The following is a 15,415-nucleotide window of genomic DNA, read 5'->3' as shown; positions in this document are numbered from 1 at the left end:
ATGGCCAAGATCCTCACCCTTACCCTCAACCCGGCGCTGGACATCACCGTCAGCCTCGACCGCCTGCAAGCCGGTGCGGTCAACCGCAGCCAGGCCCAGCACAGCCATGCCGCCGGCAAGGGCCTGAACGTGGCCCAGGTGCTGGCCGACCTGGGCCACAGCGTCACCGTCGGTGGTTTTCTTGGCCAGGACAACCTGCAACCCTTCGAGGCGCTGATCGCCCAGCGCGGCTTTGCCGATTGCTTCGTTCGCGTGCCCGGCGAGACCCGCAGCAACATCAAGCTGGTCGAGGCCGATGGCCGGGTGACCGACATCAACGGCCAGGGCCCGCAGGTCGATGAGGCCGCCAGGAACGACCTGCTGCACCGCCTGGCCCAGGTCGCGCCCGGGCATGACGCCGTGGTGGTGGCCGGCAGCCTGCCACGGGGGATCAGCCCGGGCTGGTTGCGCGAGTTGCTGCAGATGCTCAAGGTGCAAGGGCTGAAAGTGGCCCTGGACAGCAGCGGCGAAGCCCTGCGCGCCGGGTTGCAGGCCGCGCCCTGGCTGGTCAAGCCGAATACTGATGAACTGGGTGAAGTGCTCGGGCTGCCGGTGGATGACCTGGCGCAGCAACGCGCCGCCGCCGGCCAGTTGCTGGCCAGTGGCGTCGAGCATGTGGTGGTGTCCCAGGGCGAACACGGCGTCACCTGGTTCGCCGCAGATCTGGCGTTGCATGCCCAGCCACCGCAGGTGCGTATCGCCAGCACCGTGGGCGCCGGTGATTCGCTGGTGGCGGGCATGGTCCATGGCCTGTTGCAGGGCGAGGCGCCGGCCAGCACCCTGCGCCGCGCCACCGCGATCGCCGCCCAGGCGGTCACCCAGGTCGGTTTCGGCATTCACGACCGCGAACAACTGGCGCAACTGGAAGCCGCCGTGCACCTGACAGAACAACAAGAGGGCTGCTGATGAACATTGCCATTGTCACCGCCTGCCCCAACGGCCAGGTGTCCAGCGTGCTCAGCGCGCGCCTGCTGGCCGCCGCCGCCCAGCGTCGCGGCTGGAGCACCAGCGTCGAAGTGCAGGAGGCCGAACACCCCGAACGGCGCCTGACATCCGCGCAAATCGCCGAGGCCGACTGGGTGCTGGTGATCAGCACCGGGCCAGTGGACCTTGCACGTTTCACCGGCAAACGCTTGTACCAGAGCACCCCGGCCCAGGCCTTGGCCGACCGCGAAGGCTTTCTTGACGAAGCCGCCGCCAACGCCAAGGTGCAGGCGCAGGACAGCGCCCCCAGCGCCCCCAGCGCAACAGCCAGCACGCCGAAGATTGTTGCAGTAACGGCCTGCCCGACCGGCGTGGCCCATACCTTCATGGCCGCCGAGGCGCTGCAGCAGGCCGCCCAGGCCCTTGGCTACACGCTGACCGTGGAAACCCAGGGCTCGGTAGGGGCCCGCAACCCCTTGCCGGCCGAGGCCATCGCCGCCGCCGACGTGGTGCTGCTGGCTGCCGACATCGAAGTGCCCACCGCACGCTTCGCCGGCAAGCGCATCTACCGTTGCGGCACCGGCATCGCCCTCAAGCAGGCCCGCGCCACGCTGGACAAGGCACTGGCCGAAGGCAAGGTGGAAAGCGCCGGTGATGCCGCCAGCGCCCCGCAAAAAGCCGAGAAGACTGGCGTCTACAAACACCTGCTCACCGGCGTGTCGTTCATGCTGCCGATGGTGGTGGCCGGCGGCTTGCTGATCGCCCTGTCGTTCGTGTTCGGCATCGAGGCCTACAAAGAGCCCGGCACGCTGCCGGCGGCATTGATGCAGATTGGCGGCGAAGCGGCATTCAAACTGATGGTGCCGTTGCTGGCCGGGTACATCGCCTGGTCCATCGCCGACCGCCCGGGCCTGGCCCCGGGGATGATCGGCGGCCTGCTGGCCGGCACCCTCGGCGCCGGCTTCATCGGCGGCATCGTCGCCGGCTTTCTCGCCGGCTACAGCGCCAAGGCCATCGCCCGCTGGGTGAACCTGCCCAGCAGCCTCGAAGCGCTCAAGCCGATCCTGATCATCCCGCTGCTGGCCAGCCTGTTCACCGGGCTGGTGATGATCTATGTGGTCGGCCAACCGGTGGCGGCCATGCTCGCAGGGCTCACGCATTTTCTCGACAGCATGGGCACCACCAACGCCATCCTGCTCGGGCTGCTGCTCGGCGGCATGATGTGCGTCGACCTGGGAGGCCCGATCAACAAGGCTGCCTATGCGTTTTCGGTGGGCTTGCTGGCGTCGTCCAGCTACGCGCCGATGGCGGCGACCATGGCCGCCGGCATGGTGCCGCCGATCGGCCTGGGCATCGCCACCTTCATCGCCCGGCGCAAGTTCGCCCAAAGCGAGCGCGAGGCCGGCAAGGCGGCGCTGGCACTGGGGTTGTGCTTCATCTCTGAAGGCGCCATCCCGTTCGCCGCCAAGGACCCGCTGCGGGTGATCCCGGCGAGCATCGCCGGCGGCGCCTTGACCGGCGCGCTGTCGATGTACTTCGGCTGCAAGCTGATGGCGCCGCACGGTGGGCTGTTCGTGCTGCTGATCCCCAATGCGATCAACCACGCGCTGCTGTACCTGCTGGCGATCCTGGCCGGCAGCCTGGTGACGGCGGTGGTGTATGCGGTGATCAAGAAGGGCGAGCAGGTGGAGATGGTGGTGGCGCCGGTCAAGGGCTAGCGCCTGGCTTGTGATGATTGCACTGGCCCTATCGCCGGCAAGCCGGCTCCCACAGGAGCAGCGTATTTCTTGGATCTACGCGGTCGAGGTGGGAGCCGGCTTGCCGGCGATAGGGCCAGTGCAGGCAACCCTCAGCGTACCGTCTTGCTCCGCAATGGCTTGAGCAAATCCCCCAGCCCGTTGTGGTCGATCTCGTGCATCAACGCCAGCAACGCACCCAGCTCCCCAGCCGGGAAGCCCTTGCGCGCAAACCACGCCAGGTAGTCGCCCGGCAGGTCGGCAATGATTCGCCCCTGGTACTTGCCAAAGGGCATGGTGCGGGTGACCAGCAGTTGCAGGGATTCAGGTTTCATTGGCGCGGTAGCCTGTGGCGGGTGATGCGCGGACGATACTGCAATCTGCACGACGACCCAAGCGGCGATCATGCAGAACGCACCAGCGCGCGGTTTTTGAGCTTTTTGTAAGGTGCTGATTTTTATCGGTTTTTTATAAACAGAAAGCCTGGCATGAAGCCTGCTCCAGTCAAGGTGACTATCACCTGCCAAGGAGTTGTTGCCATGAGTAATCCCAACAAAGACGTCATCGATGTGCTCAACGACCTGATCGAGTACAGCAAGGACGGCGAGAAGGGCTTCAAAACCTCTGCCGAGGACGTGAAGAACCCACAACTCAAAGCCTTTTTCGTTCAGCGTGCCGGCGAGTGCGCCAATGCCGCGGCCCAACTGCAAAGCGAAGTACGCCGCCTGGGTGGCGACCCGGAAACCAGCACCAGCATCAGCGGCGACCTGCACCGTGGCTGGGTCAACCTCAAGTCGATGCTCACCGGCAAGGATGAAGCGGCGGTGCTCAACGAAGTGGAGCGGGGCGAGGATCACGCCCTCAAAGCCTACAAGGATGCCCGCGAGAAACTGGTCAAGCTGGGCCGCACTGCCAGTGACCAGACCTACATGCTGGTGGAAAACCAGCTGCAGGGCGTACAGCGTAACCACGACCAGGTGAAGGCGCTGCGCAACGCAGCCCGCGCGGCTTCTTAAGCCTGAGGGCCCTCTACCCGGTTGCGGCCATTGGCCTTGGCCCGGTAGAGCGCCTCGTCCGCGTCACCCAGCAGCCGGGTCAGGTCGTGCTGGGTGCCGGGGATGTGCAGGCCGATGCCGACGCTCACCGTCACCGAGCGTTCGTCCGCCCCGAACGGTGGCATCGACTCGACGCTGGCGCGAATTCGCTCTGCCAGCAGCAGTGCGCCGGCCAGTTCGGTCTCCGGCAGCACCACCTGGAACTCTTCCCCGCCATAACGTGCCGCCAAATCTGCCGGGCGCCTGATGCAATGCTCGATGGTCTTGGCTACTTCGCGCAGCACATGGTCGCCACCGGCATGGCCGTGGCGCTGGTTGAACGCCTTGAAGTGATCCACATCCACCATCAGCACCGCCAGTGACTTGCGGTTGCGCTGGGCGCGCGCCCATTCCAGGCGCAGCACCTGGTCGAGCCGGCGGCGGTTGGCCAGGCCGGTGAGGCTGTCGGTGGCGGCCAGGGTCGCCAGGCCCTGTTCGGCATCGTGGCGCCGGCGCAGCTCGCGGCCCAGCATCAAGGTCAGCCAGAGGATGCCCACGCACAGCACGCCGGTGGCCACGCTGACCACGATTGCCGTGCGCCGCCAGGACTGGAACACCTCGTCGGTGGAATGCACCACCAACACGATCAACGGCAGGTCGGCGACCCGGGCGAAGGTGTACATGCGCTGGGCTTCGCGAATGCTCGACCTGGCCGTGAAGCTGCCGCTGCGCTCGCCGAGGATGCGCTTGAAGTTGGGCCGCTCGCTGAAGCTGGTGCCGATCAGCGGGTCCTGTGGCCGGGAAGGCTGGCGGGCCAGCAGCTGGCCGTCGGTGTTGAGCAGGTTGATGCTGCTGTCGTCGCCGATGTCCAGGCGCTCGAACAGCCGGCTGAAATACGACAGGCGCAGGGCCCCGGCGGCCAGGCCGAGGAATTCGCCGTTGTTGCCGGAGATCCGCCGGCTGAAGCTGATGCACCAGTCCAGGTCGCCCAGCCGGGCCTTGAACGGCGGGCTGATCAGCAGGCCCAGGCCAGGGTGGTCGCGGTGCCGCTGGAAGGGGATGGTGTCGGCGAAGTTGGCCTGGCGGGGCACCACGCTGGTGGAGTCGCCGACCACATCGCCCTTGGCGTCGAGCCAGAGAATGTCGCCGCGCACCGGTGCCGAGATCGCCTGGCTGAACAGGATCTGCTGGCGCAGGCTGGGCTGGACGGTGAGTAATTCAGGGTGTTTGACGGCCCAGATCAGGCCTTTGAGCGATTGGTCGTAGAGCTCGACGTTGCGCAGGATGTCGCTTTCGATCAGCTGCACGATGTTGCCCGAGGAGCGGACCGCCGATTGCTCGACGCTGTCGCGTTCGCGTGCCAGCAGGTAGCTGACGATGCCCACTATGGCGAGCACGGCAAGGCAACTGCCCAGGTTGAGGATCAGTTCGGGGTGTGACTTGTACAGGGCGGAACGCGGTGATGGGGTTACTGACGTCATGCTCGCTACTGCATAAGCCCCTTGATCCATGGGGGATGGGCCATTAAGCGGCGGCGGTATTCTAAGGAAGGTGGGATTGTCGGACAAGAATTATGGTGTGCCGTCCGACGAAATCGTGAGGGGAGGGAGGCCGAGGGCTCTTTTGCTGGCCCTGGGTCGCATGATGGCCGCGGGGTGTCTGGCTGTTGATTGCATCAGGGCATGCAGGTGGCTGGCTGTAGGTTGCATCAGGGCATACAGGTGCCTGCCACAGCCCTTGCAGCGCCTATGAGATCGAGCGCCGCCCGCGCGGCGCATCGCTGGCAAGCCAGCTCCCACATCTGTTTCGGGCCAGTTACTCCTGAGCTATCTCCACTGTCCGCCTTGTTGGCATGACGCGGTATCGAGGTGGGCGTTGCCGGCCTCTCACAAGGCTTGAGACATGCACCAAGGCGGGCAGCGGTACCCTCGCAGGCATAACTGGCCCGAAACAGATGTGGGAGCTGGCTTGCCAGCGATGCGCCGCGCGGGCGGCGCTCGAGCTCAAGAGCGCTGCAAAAACACCGGCAAACACCTGGTGGCCCTGACCCAATCTCTCGACATGCACTTGGTGGCCATCACCGGATCCTGATCAATCCCCCCAATGCGATGTACGACTTTTCCGAATCTGAAACCAAATACTTCAGCCAAGCAATGTCTGGGACATATCCTACGCGCCTGCCGGAAGCTTCCAGATAGGCCGGGACAATCATCAGGGATAACTTCCTCTGGTCGCCGATCCAGGTGACCGGGCGTGAGAAACCCGAATGATGTTGGTCCCGCACCCTGTTATGGCAGTCGTGCATGGGCAGGCTCAGGCCTGGCCGGGTTCCAATATCCTCGGTTTTCTCACCCCATGTACGGCTGCCACCCTTGTCTCGTGAGAAAGGATGAGCTGGCGGTTTCCTTTTTCGATATTGGAAATTGCATATGAAAAAGCTAGTCCCCGACCCCCCAATCCCCTACATCACCATCATCGACCACCTGACCCACGACGCCGCCATGGCCCACGCCGCCGTGCTGATGTCGACCATGAGCAGAACCCTGGAAGCCTACCGCGCGTTCGACGAAGATGACCGCCCCATGGTCCTGATGGAAAACGTGGCCATCCTCAGCCAGTTGCTGCGCTGCCTGTTCGACCATGCCCGGTCACTGCAGGTGACCCCATGACCGACAAGCCCGAACCCGCCTTCACCGCAGGCGTCGAGACCTTCCTTGAGCTGTACCGCATCCAGCCCGATATCCCCTTCAGCCGGGCATTCGACGAGCTGTCGATGTTGCAGGGCTGCATCCTGCACCTGACGACCGAGGCGGAAATGGAGGGGGATTTGCTGGCCGGCAGTGCGGCGCGGATTCTCAGTGCCATGGCCAAGGCGCTGGTCAATGACCTGGAAATCGGGTTGAACAGAAATCGCTGAACGGGGGCCGCGTTGCGGCCCATCGCTGGCAAGCCAGCTCCCACAGGGTAGGCGCATGGTTTGAGGTTGGCGCGATCCCTGTGGGAGCTGGCTTGCCAGCGAAACGAGGGCGAAGCCCTCGCCGGGCCTCAGTTCAGAACACGTTCACCGGGTAATCCACGATCACCCGCAGCTCATCGTTATCCGACTCCGCCGCATAGGCCGCATTGGCCCGGTGGCTGGCATAACGCAGCAGCACCGACAAATCCTTCAGCTGGCCTTCCTGGAACACGTACTTCAGGTCGAAGTCACGCTCCCAGTGGGTGGCGTGCTTGCCGTCGGCGTTGTAGTAGTCGTAATGCGTGGTGTCCTGGGTGGCCTTGGTCAGGTCCGCCTCACCGCGCGAGTACGACAGCGAGCTGGTCAGCCCGGGCACGCCGACACCGGCGAAGTCATAGTCGTACTGCAGCTTCCACGAGCGCTCGTTGGGCGCGTTGAAGTCCGAGTACATGCGCGAGTTGTCCAGGTAGATGCTGTCGCCCAGGTTGATGTAGTCGAACGGCGTGTTGCCGTTGACCCGCTGGTAGGCGGCGGTGACGCTGTGGAACCCGGCGGCCACGGTGAAGTGCACGCTGTAGGTGTTGTTGTCGATCTTGCCCAGCAGCGACTGGCCGGTGTCCTGGGTGTGGTAGTAGTGCACGCCCGGGTTGAGGCTGACCAGGTCGTTGACCTGGTAGGTGTAGTCGAAGTCGGCGTAGTACTGGTTCCAGATGTCCTTCAGCTCGGCGGCGTAGACATTGGCGGTGATGTTCTCGGTACCGCTCCAGGACGCGCCGGCCCAGTTCAGGTGCTTGCTCTTGTCGCCGTCTTCCAGTGCACCGTAGTAGGTGTCGATGCGGCGGTGGCCGCTCTGGTTGTAGGGCTTGGTGAAGCTCACCTGGCCACCTTCGAGCATCAGCCCGTCGATGCTGGTGTTGGTCAGGGCAAAGCCGCGGAATGTCTGCGGCAGCATGCGCGATTCGCCGCCGGCGATCACCGGGTTGGTGAGGAACAGGTCACCGGCCTTGAACTCGGTGTCGAAGCCCTTGAGCTTGATCGCACCTCCGGCCGTGGAGAACGAATGCGGCGCGGCGCCCTGGCTGCCATCGTCCTTGACGTGGTTGGGCAGGATCGAGGTGCCGGCATGGCCCGCACCGCCGTCGAGCTTGAGGCCGAGAATGCCGTGGGCATCCAGGCCGAAACCGATCACGCCGGGGGTGTAGCCGGACTCGAAGCGCGCCACGGCGCCCTGGCCCCACTCGCGCTTGTCGCGCACGTCGCGGTTCAGTTCGTTGCGGTTGAAGTAGGCATTGCGAAAATGCAGGTTCAGCGTAGAGCCTTCGATGAAGCCATCAGCCTTGTCTTCATCGGCCTGGGCGGCCAGGGGCATCGTTGCGGACAATGCAAGGAACAGCGGGGTAAAACGAAACGCGAAAGACACCGGTACAAACTCCTTTGGTCAAGCGGTGGGGCAGTTTTTATTGTCGTATCTGCAAGTTTCTTATTAGAGACGTAACAGCCGGGCTGATAATTTCGACACATAAAAAAAGCCGCTGATCGGCAGCGGCTTGGAAAGGCTAACATATCGTCGCGGGCAACGCCCACGGTGTAGCCAAGGGAAAATCAGGAAACTGGAGAGTGGCTGATCAGCTGTCGGCGCTATCGTCGGCGGACACCTTGGAAGCAGTCTGCTGCGAGCCTTTCGCGGCGTCGGCTTTCTGCGCGGCAATGGCTTCGCGCGCCTGCTGATGGACTGCTGCAACTTCTGCGTTACGGTTTACGAAGGCCGAGGATTCTTCCGCCATGGCCAGGGGCGACAACAACAGGGACGACAGGATAAATACGCTGGCAACACCCATACTGTTGGACATTTGAAACAACCTTCTTGCTAAGCAAGTGCTAGTGGAGATGGCGCTAAATTAATCCCGCAAGGCCCCGTGAAACAGGGCCTGTTCAGATAAGCACTGTTGCGCAAAAAGTAATGATTGCCGCAAATACCCTCAGAATTTTACCGCAAACCCGCGTAGTTGAGCGCTTGGCAGGCTGATGCCAAAGGTATTGGCGCCGGCTTCGCTGCGTACAAAAACACTGCCGCCATGCATCAGCGCGATGGCCTTGACGATCGCCAGCCCCAACCCATGGTTGTTGCCGCCACTGTTGGCGCGCGCCGCATCCACCCGGTAGAAGCGTTCGAACAGCAAGGCCAGGTGCTCGTCGGCAATGGCAGGCCCCGGGTTGCTCACGGCGATGCTCACCTGCTGTTCATCGGCGTTGATGCGCACCTCGATCACCTGGTTGGGCGCGGTGTGTTGCACGGCATTGTTGAGCAGGTTGATCAGCGCCCGGCGCAACTGGGCTTTTTCGATGCGTGCCTGGGCGTCGCCGCTGACCGTCACGCGCACCTGGGCGTCTTCGAGGATGTAGTCCAGGTAGTCGAGGGTGGTGGCCACCTCTTCGGCCAGCGAGGCCTCGGCCAGCGCGGTGGCCTTGCTGCCCTGGTCGGCACTGGCGAGGAACAGCATGTCGTTGATGATGCTGCGCAGGCGCTCCAGCTCTTCCAGATTCGATTGCAGCACTTCGAAGTAGTGCTCGGCGCTGCGTCCGCGGGTCAATGCCACTTGGGTCTGGCCGATCAGGTTGGTCAGCGGCGAGCGCAGTTCGTGGGCGACGTCGGCGTTGAAGGCTTCGAGCTGCGTGTAGGCCTGGCTGACCCGGTCCAGCGCTGCGTTGAAGGCACCGGCGAAGCGGGCCAGTTCCGGCGGCAGGGCTTCGGTTGGCAGGCGCCCGTCCAGGCGCGGCGGGGCCAGCCCCTGGGCTTGGTCGGAGAGCGTGAGCAAAGGCTTCAAACCGATGCGCGCTACCCAGTAGCTGAGCAGCGAAGCCAGCACCACGCCGAGCGCTGCCAGGCCGACGATCGCCACCAGCAGGCTGTGTTGGGCCTGCCAGAAGGTTTCGGTATTGATGCCGATCAGAAAACGCAGCGGCGGGCGTTCGCCCAACGCCGGCAGCTCGCTGACCAGCACTTTGTACGGGTAGGGGCTGTCGGCCAGGCGCAGCTCGCGCATGCCTGGCGGGCCTTCGGCGAAGGCGCGGACCAGCTCGGTGGGGTGGCCGTATTCGTAGTTGGGGTTGCTGCCGACCGCCCAGAAGCGGATGCGCTTGTCCTCTTCGCCGAGCAGGTTGAGCTTGTTGTTGATCTTGGCCCAGTGCTCGGGCGTGCCGTAGCGGTTGAGGGCGGACTCCAGCACGCTGAAGCGGGCGTCCAGTTCGGCGGCGGGCAGCAGGTCGAGGCTGCGGTCGACCTGGCGGTACAGGGCGCTGCCGATCAGCACGAACACGCCCAGGGCGACCAGGGTGAACAGGGCGCCGAGGCGCAGGGCGATGGAGTTGCCTGCTTTTGTGCGGAAAAGGCCTTGAGTACTCATTTACAACCACTCAGTGGGGTTGGCTTAAGTCAGTTAAACCACGCGGGACATGTGGGAGCGGGTTTACCCGCGAAGCAGCCAACGAGGTGTTTGGCACCGGCTTTGCCGGTGTTCGCGGGTAAACCTGCTCCCACGGGATGTGTGCAACGGCCATTCACTACGCACGGTTTTCCAGGACATAGCCCATGCCTCGAATGGTATGCAGCAGCTTGTTGTCGAACGGCCCGTCGAGCTTGGCGCGCAGGCGCTTGATCGCCACCTCCACCACATTGGCGTCACTGTCGAAATTGATGTCCCACACCAGCTCCGCAATGGCGGTCTTGGACAGGATCTCGCCTTGCCGGCGGGCCAGCACGCTGAGCAGCGAGAACTCCTTGGCGGTCAGCTCCAGCCGCTGGCCTGCGCGGGTGGCCTTGCGCGCCATCAGATCGATCCACAGGTCGGCCACCTGCACCTGCAACGGTTCGTGGCTGCTGCTGCGACGGGTCAGGGCCTGCAGGCGGGCGACCAGTTCAAGGAACGAGAACGGCTTGCCCAGGTAGTCATCGGCGCCTTCGCGCAGGCCGTGGATGCGGTCTTCAACCCGTTCACGGGCGGTGAGCATGATCACCGGCGTCTGCTTGCGCGCCCTCAGCGCACGCAGCACGCCGTAGCCGTCCAGGCCCGGCAGCATCACGTCGAGCACGATCACCGCATAGTCGCCTTCCAGGGCCAGGTGCAGGCCGTCGATGCCGTCCCGCGCCAGGTCCACGGTAAAGCCCTGCTCGGTCAGGCCGCGGTGCAGGTAGTCGGCGGTTTTTTCTTCGTCTTCGATGATCAGTACACGCATGGTCTTGTCTCAGCGGGCGGTCGGCGCGGCGGCGATGGCAGCCTGGCGGCGGTGGAACAGGCGCTCCAGGGCCAAGTATATGACCGGGGTGGAGAACAGCGTCAGCGCCTGGCTTACCAGCAGCCCGCCCACCACCGCGATACCCAGTGGCTGGCGCAGCTCGGCGCCGGCGCCAAAGCCGAACATCAACGGCACCGCGCCAAGCAGCGCGGCCAGGGTGGTCATGATGATCGGGCGAAAGCGCACCAGGCACGCCTGGCGGATCGCCTGCTCGGGCGTCATGCCATGCTGGCGCTGGGCTTCGAGGGCGAAGTCGATCAGCAGGATGCCGTTCTTCTTGACGATGCCGATCAGCAGCACCACGCCGATCAGCCCCATGATGCTGAAGTCCTGCCCGGTGCCCCACAGCAGGATGATCGCCCCCAGGCCCGCCGAGGGCAGGGTGGAGATGATGGTCAGCGGGTGCACGAAGCTCTCGTAGAGCACGCCGAGGATGATGTACACCGCCACCAGCGCAGCGAGGATCAGGTACGGCTGGCTCGACAGCGAACTCTGGAACGCCTGGGCCGCGCCCTGGAAGTTGCCGGCGATGGAGTCGGGCATGCCCAGCTCGCGCTGGGTGCGTTCGAGGATCTGCACCGCATCGCCCAGGGCCACGCCGGGGGCCAGGTTGAACGACAGGTTGGCGGCCGGGAACAGGCCGTCGTGGCTGATCGACAGTGGCCCGGTGCTGGGCGGCGCCACATGGGCCAGCGCCGACAGCGGCACCATCTCGCCCGACAGCGGCGAGCGCAGGTAGAAGTAGTTGAGGCTCTCGGCCTTGCCGCGCTGACGGGCGTCCAGTTCGAGGATCACCTTGTACTGGTTGGTCTCGGTCTGGAACTCGCTGATCTGCCGCTGGCCGAAGGCGTCGTACAGCGCCTGGTCGACGTCGGTGGTGGTCAGGCCGAAGCGCGCCGCGGCCTGGCGGTCGATGTCGATGCGGGTCACGCTGGCGCCCAGTTGCAGGTCGTTGGACAGGTCACGCAACGCCGGGTTTTCCCGCAGGCGGTCGGTCAGGCGCTGGGTCCACAGGTTCAGCGCCACGCCGTCGTTGCTCTTGAGCACGTACTGGTACTGGGTGCGCGAGGGGCCGGAGCTGAGGTTGATGTCCTGGCCTGCGCGCATGTACAGGACGATGCCGGGCACCTGGGCCAGCTTGGGCCGCAGGCGGTCGATGAATTCGCTGGCCGAGACATCGCGCTCGCCGCGCGGCTTGAGCGAGATCCAGAAGCGGCCGTTGGCGATGGTCTGGTTGCTGCCGGTCACCCCCACCGAATGGGAGAACGCGCGCACCGCCGGGTCGTCGCCGATGATCTTGGCCAGGGCCAGGTGTTTTTCGATCATCAATGGGTAGGACACGTCCGCCGCCGCCTCGGTGGTGCCGAGGATGAAGCCGGTGTCCTGCAGCGGGAAGAAGCCCTTGGGGATGCCGACATAGCCGACCACCGCCAGGGCGAGGGTGATGCCGAAGATGCCGAGGGTGAGGCGTTGGTGCGCCAGGGCGCGGTCCAGGCCTTTCTCGTACCAGCCCAGCAGGCGCTGGCCGAAGCCGCCGTGCTGCTCCTGCGGCGGCTTGCGCATGAACAGCGCGCACAGCGTCGGCGCCAAGGTCAGCGACACCACCACCGAAATCAGGATGGTGGCCGTGGCGGTGAGGGCGAATTCCTTGAACAGCCGCCCGACCACACCGCCCATGAACAGCAGCGGGATGAATGCGGCAATCAGCGAGAAGCTGATCGACACCACGGTGAAACCGATCTCGCCGGCGCCCTTGAGCGCGGCGGTGCGGCTGTCGTCGCCGGCCTCCAGGTGGCGGTGGATGTTTTCCACCACCACGATGGCATCGTCGACCACGAAGCCCACGGCAATCACGATGGCCACCAGGGTCAGGTTGTTGAGGCTGAAACCGAACACGTACATCAACGCGCAGCTGGCGATCAACGACACGCCCAGCACGCTGGACACCACCATGGTTGCCGACCACTGGCGCAGGAACAGCGCCATCACCCCGATCACCAGGGCCACGGCGATCATCAGCGTCAGCTCCACCTCGTGCAGCGAGGCGCGGATGGTCTGGGTGCGGTCTTGCAGCACCGACACCTCGACCGACGCCGGCAGCATTTCCTGCAGGCGCGGCAGGGCATCGAGCACCCGGTCCACGGTGTCGACGATGTTCGCCCCGGGCTGGCGGAAGATCACCAGGTTGAGCCCCGGCTGGTCACCCGACCAGGCCTTGACGTAGGCATTCTCGGCGCCGTTGATCACCTTGGCCACGTCGGCAAGGTGCACGGGCGCGCCTTTGCGGTAGCTGACGATCAACCGCGCATAGTCCTCGGGGTGGAACAGCTGGTCGTTGGCGGCAATGGTCGACACGCTGTGTTCGCCGTACAACGCACCCTTGGCCAGGTTGAGGCTGGTCTGCTGGATGGCCAGGCGGATATCGGCGAGGGTCAGGCCGATGGCGGCGAGTTTCTCCGGCTGGGCCTGCACGCGGATCGCCGGGCGCAACTGGCCGGTGATGTTGATCAGGCCGACCCCGTCGATCTGGCTGAGCTGGCGCGCCAGCAGGGTTTCGGCGTAGTCGCTGAGCTCGTTGCCGGGCATCTGCGCGGAGCTGACGGTAAGGATCAGCACCGGGCTGTCGGCCGGGTTGACCTTGCGCCAGGTCGGCGGGCTGGGCATGTCCTGGGGCAGGCGCGCGGTGGCGGTGTTGATCGCCGCCTGCACTTCCTGGGCGGCGGTGTCGATGTTCTTGTCGAGGGTGAACTGCAGGATCAGGTTGGTCGAGCCCAGGGCGCTGCTGCTGGTCATCTGGGTCATGCCGGGGATGGCGCTGAACTGCACTTCCAGGGGTGTTGCCACCGATGAAGCCATGGTTTCCGGGCTGGCGCCGGGTAGCTGGGCGGTGACCTGGATGGTCGGGAAGTCCGCTTCGGGCAGCGGCGCCACCGGCAGGCGCGGGAAGTCGATGGCACCCAGCAGCACCAGGGCGAAGGTCAGCAGCAGGGTGGCGATGGGGTGGTCGATGCACCAGGCCGAGACGCCGTTGCGGGTGTTCATGGCTGGCTCCTGCGGTCGGCCATTTCAGCCGGTGCTGGGGCGTCGGGGGTGACTTCGACCTTGGAGCCGGGCTTGAGCCGCGACTGGCCATCGAGCACCAGGCGGTCGCCGGGCTTCACCCCGGCGACGATATTCAGCGTGCTGTCCTGGTACAGCACTTTCACTGGCACGCTGGTGACCTTGTCGCCGTCCAGGCGATAGACGAAGTGCCCGTCGATGCTGCGTTGCACCACCGGTGGCGGCACCACCAGGGCGTTCTCGTCCACGGCGGTGCGCAGGCGCACGGTGACCAACTGGCCCGGCCATAGCTGGCCGTCCTTGTTGTCGAACTCGGCCTTGACCCGCACCGTGCCGGTATTGGCCGAGACCTGGTTGTCGATCAGCATCAGCTGGCCCTTGGCGAGCAGGCTGCGCTCGCCGTCGGCGTCCATGTAGGCCTCGACTTCGGCGGGCGAGGGCGCCTTGAGCAGGTGCTGCAGGGTCGGCAATTGTTGCTGGGGCAACGAGAACTCCACGGCGATGGGGTCGATCTGGGTGACGCTGAACAGGCTTTGCGTATCGCTGGTGCGCACCAGGTTGCCGGGGTCGACGTTGCGAATACCCACCCGCCCGGTCACCGGCGAGCGGATCTGCGTATAGCTGAGCTGCACGGCGGCATTGTCGATGGCCGCCTGGTTGCCTTTGAGGGTCGCCTGCAGCTGATTCACCAGCGCCTGCTGCTGGTCCAGGGTCTGCTTCGACACCCCGTCATCGGTACTCAACAACTGGTAGCGCTTGAGGTTGACGTTGGCCACCTGCACCTGGGCCTGGGTCTGGCCGAGCTGGGCTCGGGCCTGGTCGAGGTTGGCGCGGATCGCCCGGTCGTCGAGGGTGGCCAGCAGGTCGCCGGCCTTCACCCATTGCCCTTCCTTGACCAGCACCTGCGTCAGTACGCCTTCGACCTGCGGGCGCACCTCGACGCTGTGCAGCGACAGCACCGAGCCGATGGCGCTCAGGTAACGCGGCACATCCTGTTGGGCGACGCTGACCACCCGCACCGGGATGGCGTTGGCGCCGCTGGGCCTATGCGGGGTGTCCGGGGCCAGGCGCAGCCACAGGGCGGCGGCGATCAGCGCGGCGACGACCAGCAGGATCAGGGGTTTGCGTAGCGGGGGTCGGGTCATGTCGCGGCGGCCGGTCAAGGGGAGGGGATGGTTTCTTATAGCCTGTGCTTCGGGTCGCCAGCATGACCGCTGGCTGACACCGTTGTCAGTTTCCTATAGGCCTTGGGAAATTTCCCGATTGACTTGGGAAATCGCGGCCCTCGGCTTGCTCCGTTTCGCCAAGAGCCGATGCGCTGCGCTCGGCATGATGGTTCCCGTACCCGGCCGCCACTTGGCTGCCGTTGCACA

Annotated in this window: 13 protein-coding genes; 5 read left to right on the top strand and 8 right to left on the bottom strand. The window is 65.0% G+C overall.

The window, feature by feature from the left end; genetic code table 11:
* Window positions 1–945 (top strand): 1-phosphofructokinase, encoded by a 945-nt coding sequence (gene pfkB, locus L6D77_RS02010; RefSeq protein WP_232882055.1) that lies wholly within the window; start codon window positions 1–3, stop codon window positions 943–945.
* Window positions 945–2,681 carry a PTS fructose-like transporter subunit IIB gene (locus tag L6D77_RS02005; protein WP_232882056.1) on the top strand — a complete coding sequence of 579 codons (1,737 nt, stop codon included), beginning with the start codon at window positions 945–947 and terminating at the stop codon, window positions 2,679–2,681. Before pfkB ends, L6D77_RS02005 begins: the two co-directional genes overlap by 1 nt.
* A 131-nt stretch (window positions 2,682–2,812) precedes the next feature.
* Here L6D77_RS02005 and L6D77_RS02000 read toward each other — a convergent pair whose 3' ends face one another.
* Complete coding sequence (locus tag L6D77_RS02000) at window positions 2,813–3,034, bottom strand: DUF3820 family protein (protein ID WP_232882057.1); 222 nt, start codon at window positions 3,032–3,034, stop codon at window positions 2,813–2,815.
* A 204-nt stretch (window positions 3,035–3,238) separates the two neighbouring features.
* Between L6D77_RS02000 and L6D77_RS01995 the strand changes: the two genes are divergently transcribed.
* Window positions 3,239–3,715 (top strand): ferritin-like domain-containing protein, encoded by a 477-nt coding sequence (locus L6D77_RS01995; protein WP_232882058.1) that lies wholly within the window; start codon window positions 3,239–3,241, stop codon window positions 3,713–3,715.
* Here the strand turns inward: L6D77_RS01995 and L6D77_RS01990 are convergent.
* Complete coding sequence (locus tag L6D77_RS01990) at window positions 3,712–5,214, bottom strand: GGDEF domain-containing protein (protein WP_232882059.1); 1,503 nt, start codon at window positions 5,212–5,214, stop codon at window positions 3,712–3,714. The genes L6D77_RS01995 and L6D77_RS01990 overlap by 4 nt on opposite strands.
* Before the next feature lie 948 nt (window positions 5,215–6,162).
* On the opposite strand from L6D77_RS01990, the gene L6D77_RS01985 reads away from it, so the two are divergent.
* Together L6D77_RS01985 and L6D77_RS01980 are read left to right on the top strand one after the other, a co-directional pair.
* The gene (locus L6D77_RS01985) at window positions 6,163–6,402 is read left to right on the top strand and encodes a hypothetical protein (protein WP_232882060.1); all 240 of its coding nucleotides are present in this window, start codon (window positions 6,163–6,165) and stop codon (window positions 6,400–6,402) included.
* Window positions 6,399–6,650, top strand: coding sequence for a DUF3077 domain-containing protein (locus tag L6D77_RS01980; protein WP_232882061.1), 252 nt, complete (start codon window positions 6,399–6,401; stop codon window positions 6,648–6,650). Before L6D77_RS01985 ends, L6D77_RS01980 begins: the two co-directional genes overlap by 4 nt.
* 133 nt (window positions 6,651–6,783) lie before the next feature.
* Here L6D77_RS01980 and L6D77_RS01975 read toward each other — a convergent pair whose 3' ends face one another.
* The 6 genes from L6D77_RS01975 to L6D77_RS01950 all read right to left on the bottom strand — a co-directional run bounded on the left by L6D77_RS01975 (window position 6,784) and on the right by L6D77_RS01950 (window position 15,187).
* Window positions 6,784–8,109 carry an OprD family porin gene (locus tag L6D77_RS01975; protein WP_232882062.1) on the bottom strand — a complete coding sequence of 442 codons (1,326 nt, stop codon included), beginning with the start codon at window positions 8,107–8,109 and terminating at the stop codon, window positions 6,784–6,786.
* Between the two features lie 205 nt (window positions 8,110–8,314).
* A complete protein-coding gene (locus tag L6D77_RS01970; protein ID WP_232882063.1) occupies window positions 8,315–8,539 on the bottom strand; it encodes a hypothetical protein in 225 nt (74 codons plus the stop codon).
* Between the two features lie 129 nt (window positions 8,540–8,668).
* Entirely contained in the window at window positions 8,669–10,093 is a 1,425-nt protein-coding gene (locus L6D77_RS01965) for a heavy metal sensor histidine kinase (RefSeq protein WP_232882064.1), read from the bottom strand.
* A gap of 157 nt (window positions 10,094–10,250) precedes the next feature.
* Entirely contained in the window at window positions 10,251–10,922 is a 672-nt protein-coding gene (locus L6D77_RS01960) for a heavy metal response regulator transcription factor (RefSeq protein ID WP_232882065.1), read from the bottom strand.
* Between the two features lie 9 nt (window positions 10,923–10,931).
* Window positions 10,932–14,024: a multidrug efflux RND transporter permease subunit gene (locus L6D77_RS01955; RefSeq protein WP_232882066.1), complete on the bottom strand. Its 3,093-nt coding sequence runs from the start codon at window positions 14,022–14,024 to the stop codon at window positions 10,932–10,934.
* The gene (locus L6D77_RS01950; RefSeq protein WP_232882067.1) at window positions 14,021–15,187 is read right to left on the bottom strand and encodes an efflux RND transporter periplasmic adaptor subunit; all 1,167 of its coding nucleotides are present in this window, start codon (window positions 15,185–15,187) and stop codon (window positions 14,021–14,023) included. The genes L6D77_RS01955 and L6D77_RS01950 overlap by 4 nt, the downstream gene beginning before the upstream one ends.
* Between the last annotated feature and the right edge of the window lie 228 nt (window positions 15,188–15,415).

It is taken from the genome of Pseudomonas parasichuanensis (assembly GCF_021601385.1).
In the GTDB taxonomy this organism is placed as follows: Bacteria; Pseudomonadota; Gammaproteobacteria; order Pseudomonadales; family Pseudomonadaceae; genus Aquipseudomonas; species Aquipseudomonas parasichuanensis.
Note: the sequence above shows the minus strand (reverse complement) of the source record. Positions and strands in the feature narration are given on the sequence as shown.

Coding starts and splice junctions, on each gene's coding strand:
- pfkB (WP_232882055.1), top strand. CDS start 1: ATGGCCAAGATCCTCACCCTTACCCTCAACCCGGCGCTGGACATCACC.
- L6D77_RS02005 (WP_232882056.1), top strand. CDS start 945: ATGAACATTGCCATTGTCACCGCCTGCCCCAACGGCCAGGTGTCCAGC.
- L6D77_RS02000 (WP_232882057.1), bottom strand. CDS start 3,034: ATGAAACCTGAATCCCTGCAACTGCTGGTCACCCGCACCATGCCCTTT.
- L6D77_RS01995 (WP_232882058.1), top strand. CDS start 3,239: ATGAGTAATCCCAACAAAGACGTCATCGATGTGCTCAACGACCTGATC.
- L6D77_RS01990 (WP_232882059.1), bottom strand. CDS start 5,214: ATGACGTCAGTAACCCCATCACCGCGTTCCGCCCTGTACAAGTCACAC.
- L6D77_RS01985 (WP_232882060.1), top strand. CDS start 6,163: ATGAAAAAGCTAGTCCCCGACCCCCCAATCCCCTACATCACCATCATC.
- L6D77_RS01980 (WP_232882061.1), top strand. CDS start 6,399: ATGACCGACAAGCCCGAACCCGCCTTCACCGCAGGCGTCGAGACCTTC.
- L6D77_RS01970 (WP_232882063.1), bottom strand. CDS start 8,539: ATGTCCAACAGTATGGGTGTTGCCAGCGTATTTATCCTGTCGTCCCTG.
- L6D77_RS01965 (WP_232882064.1), bottom strand. CDS start 10,093: ATGAGTACTCAAGGCCTTTTCCGCACAAAAGCAGGCAACTCCATCGCC.
- L6D77_RS01960 (WP_232882065.1), bottom strand. CDS start 10,922: ATGCGTGTACTGATCATCGAAGACGAAGAAAAAACCGCCGACTACCTG.
- L6D77_RS01955 (WP_232882066.1), bottom strand. CDS start 14,024: ATGAACACCCGCAACGGCGTCTCGGCCTGGTGCATCGACCACCCCATC.
- L6D77_RS01950 (WP_232882067.1), bottom strand. CDS start 15,187: ATGACCCGACCCCCGCTACGCAAACCCCTGATCCTGCTGGTCGTCGCC.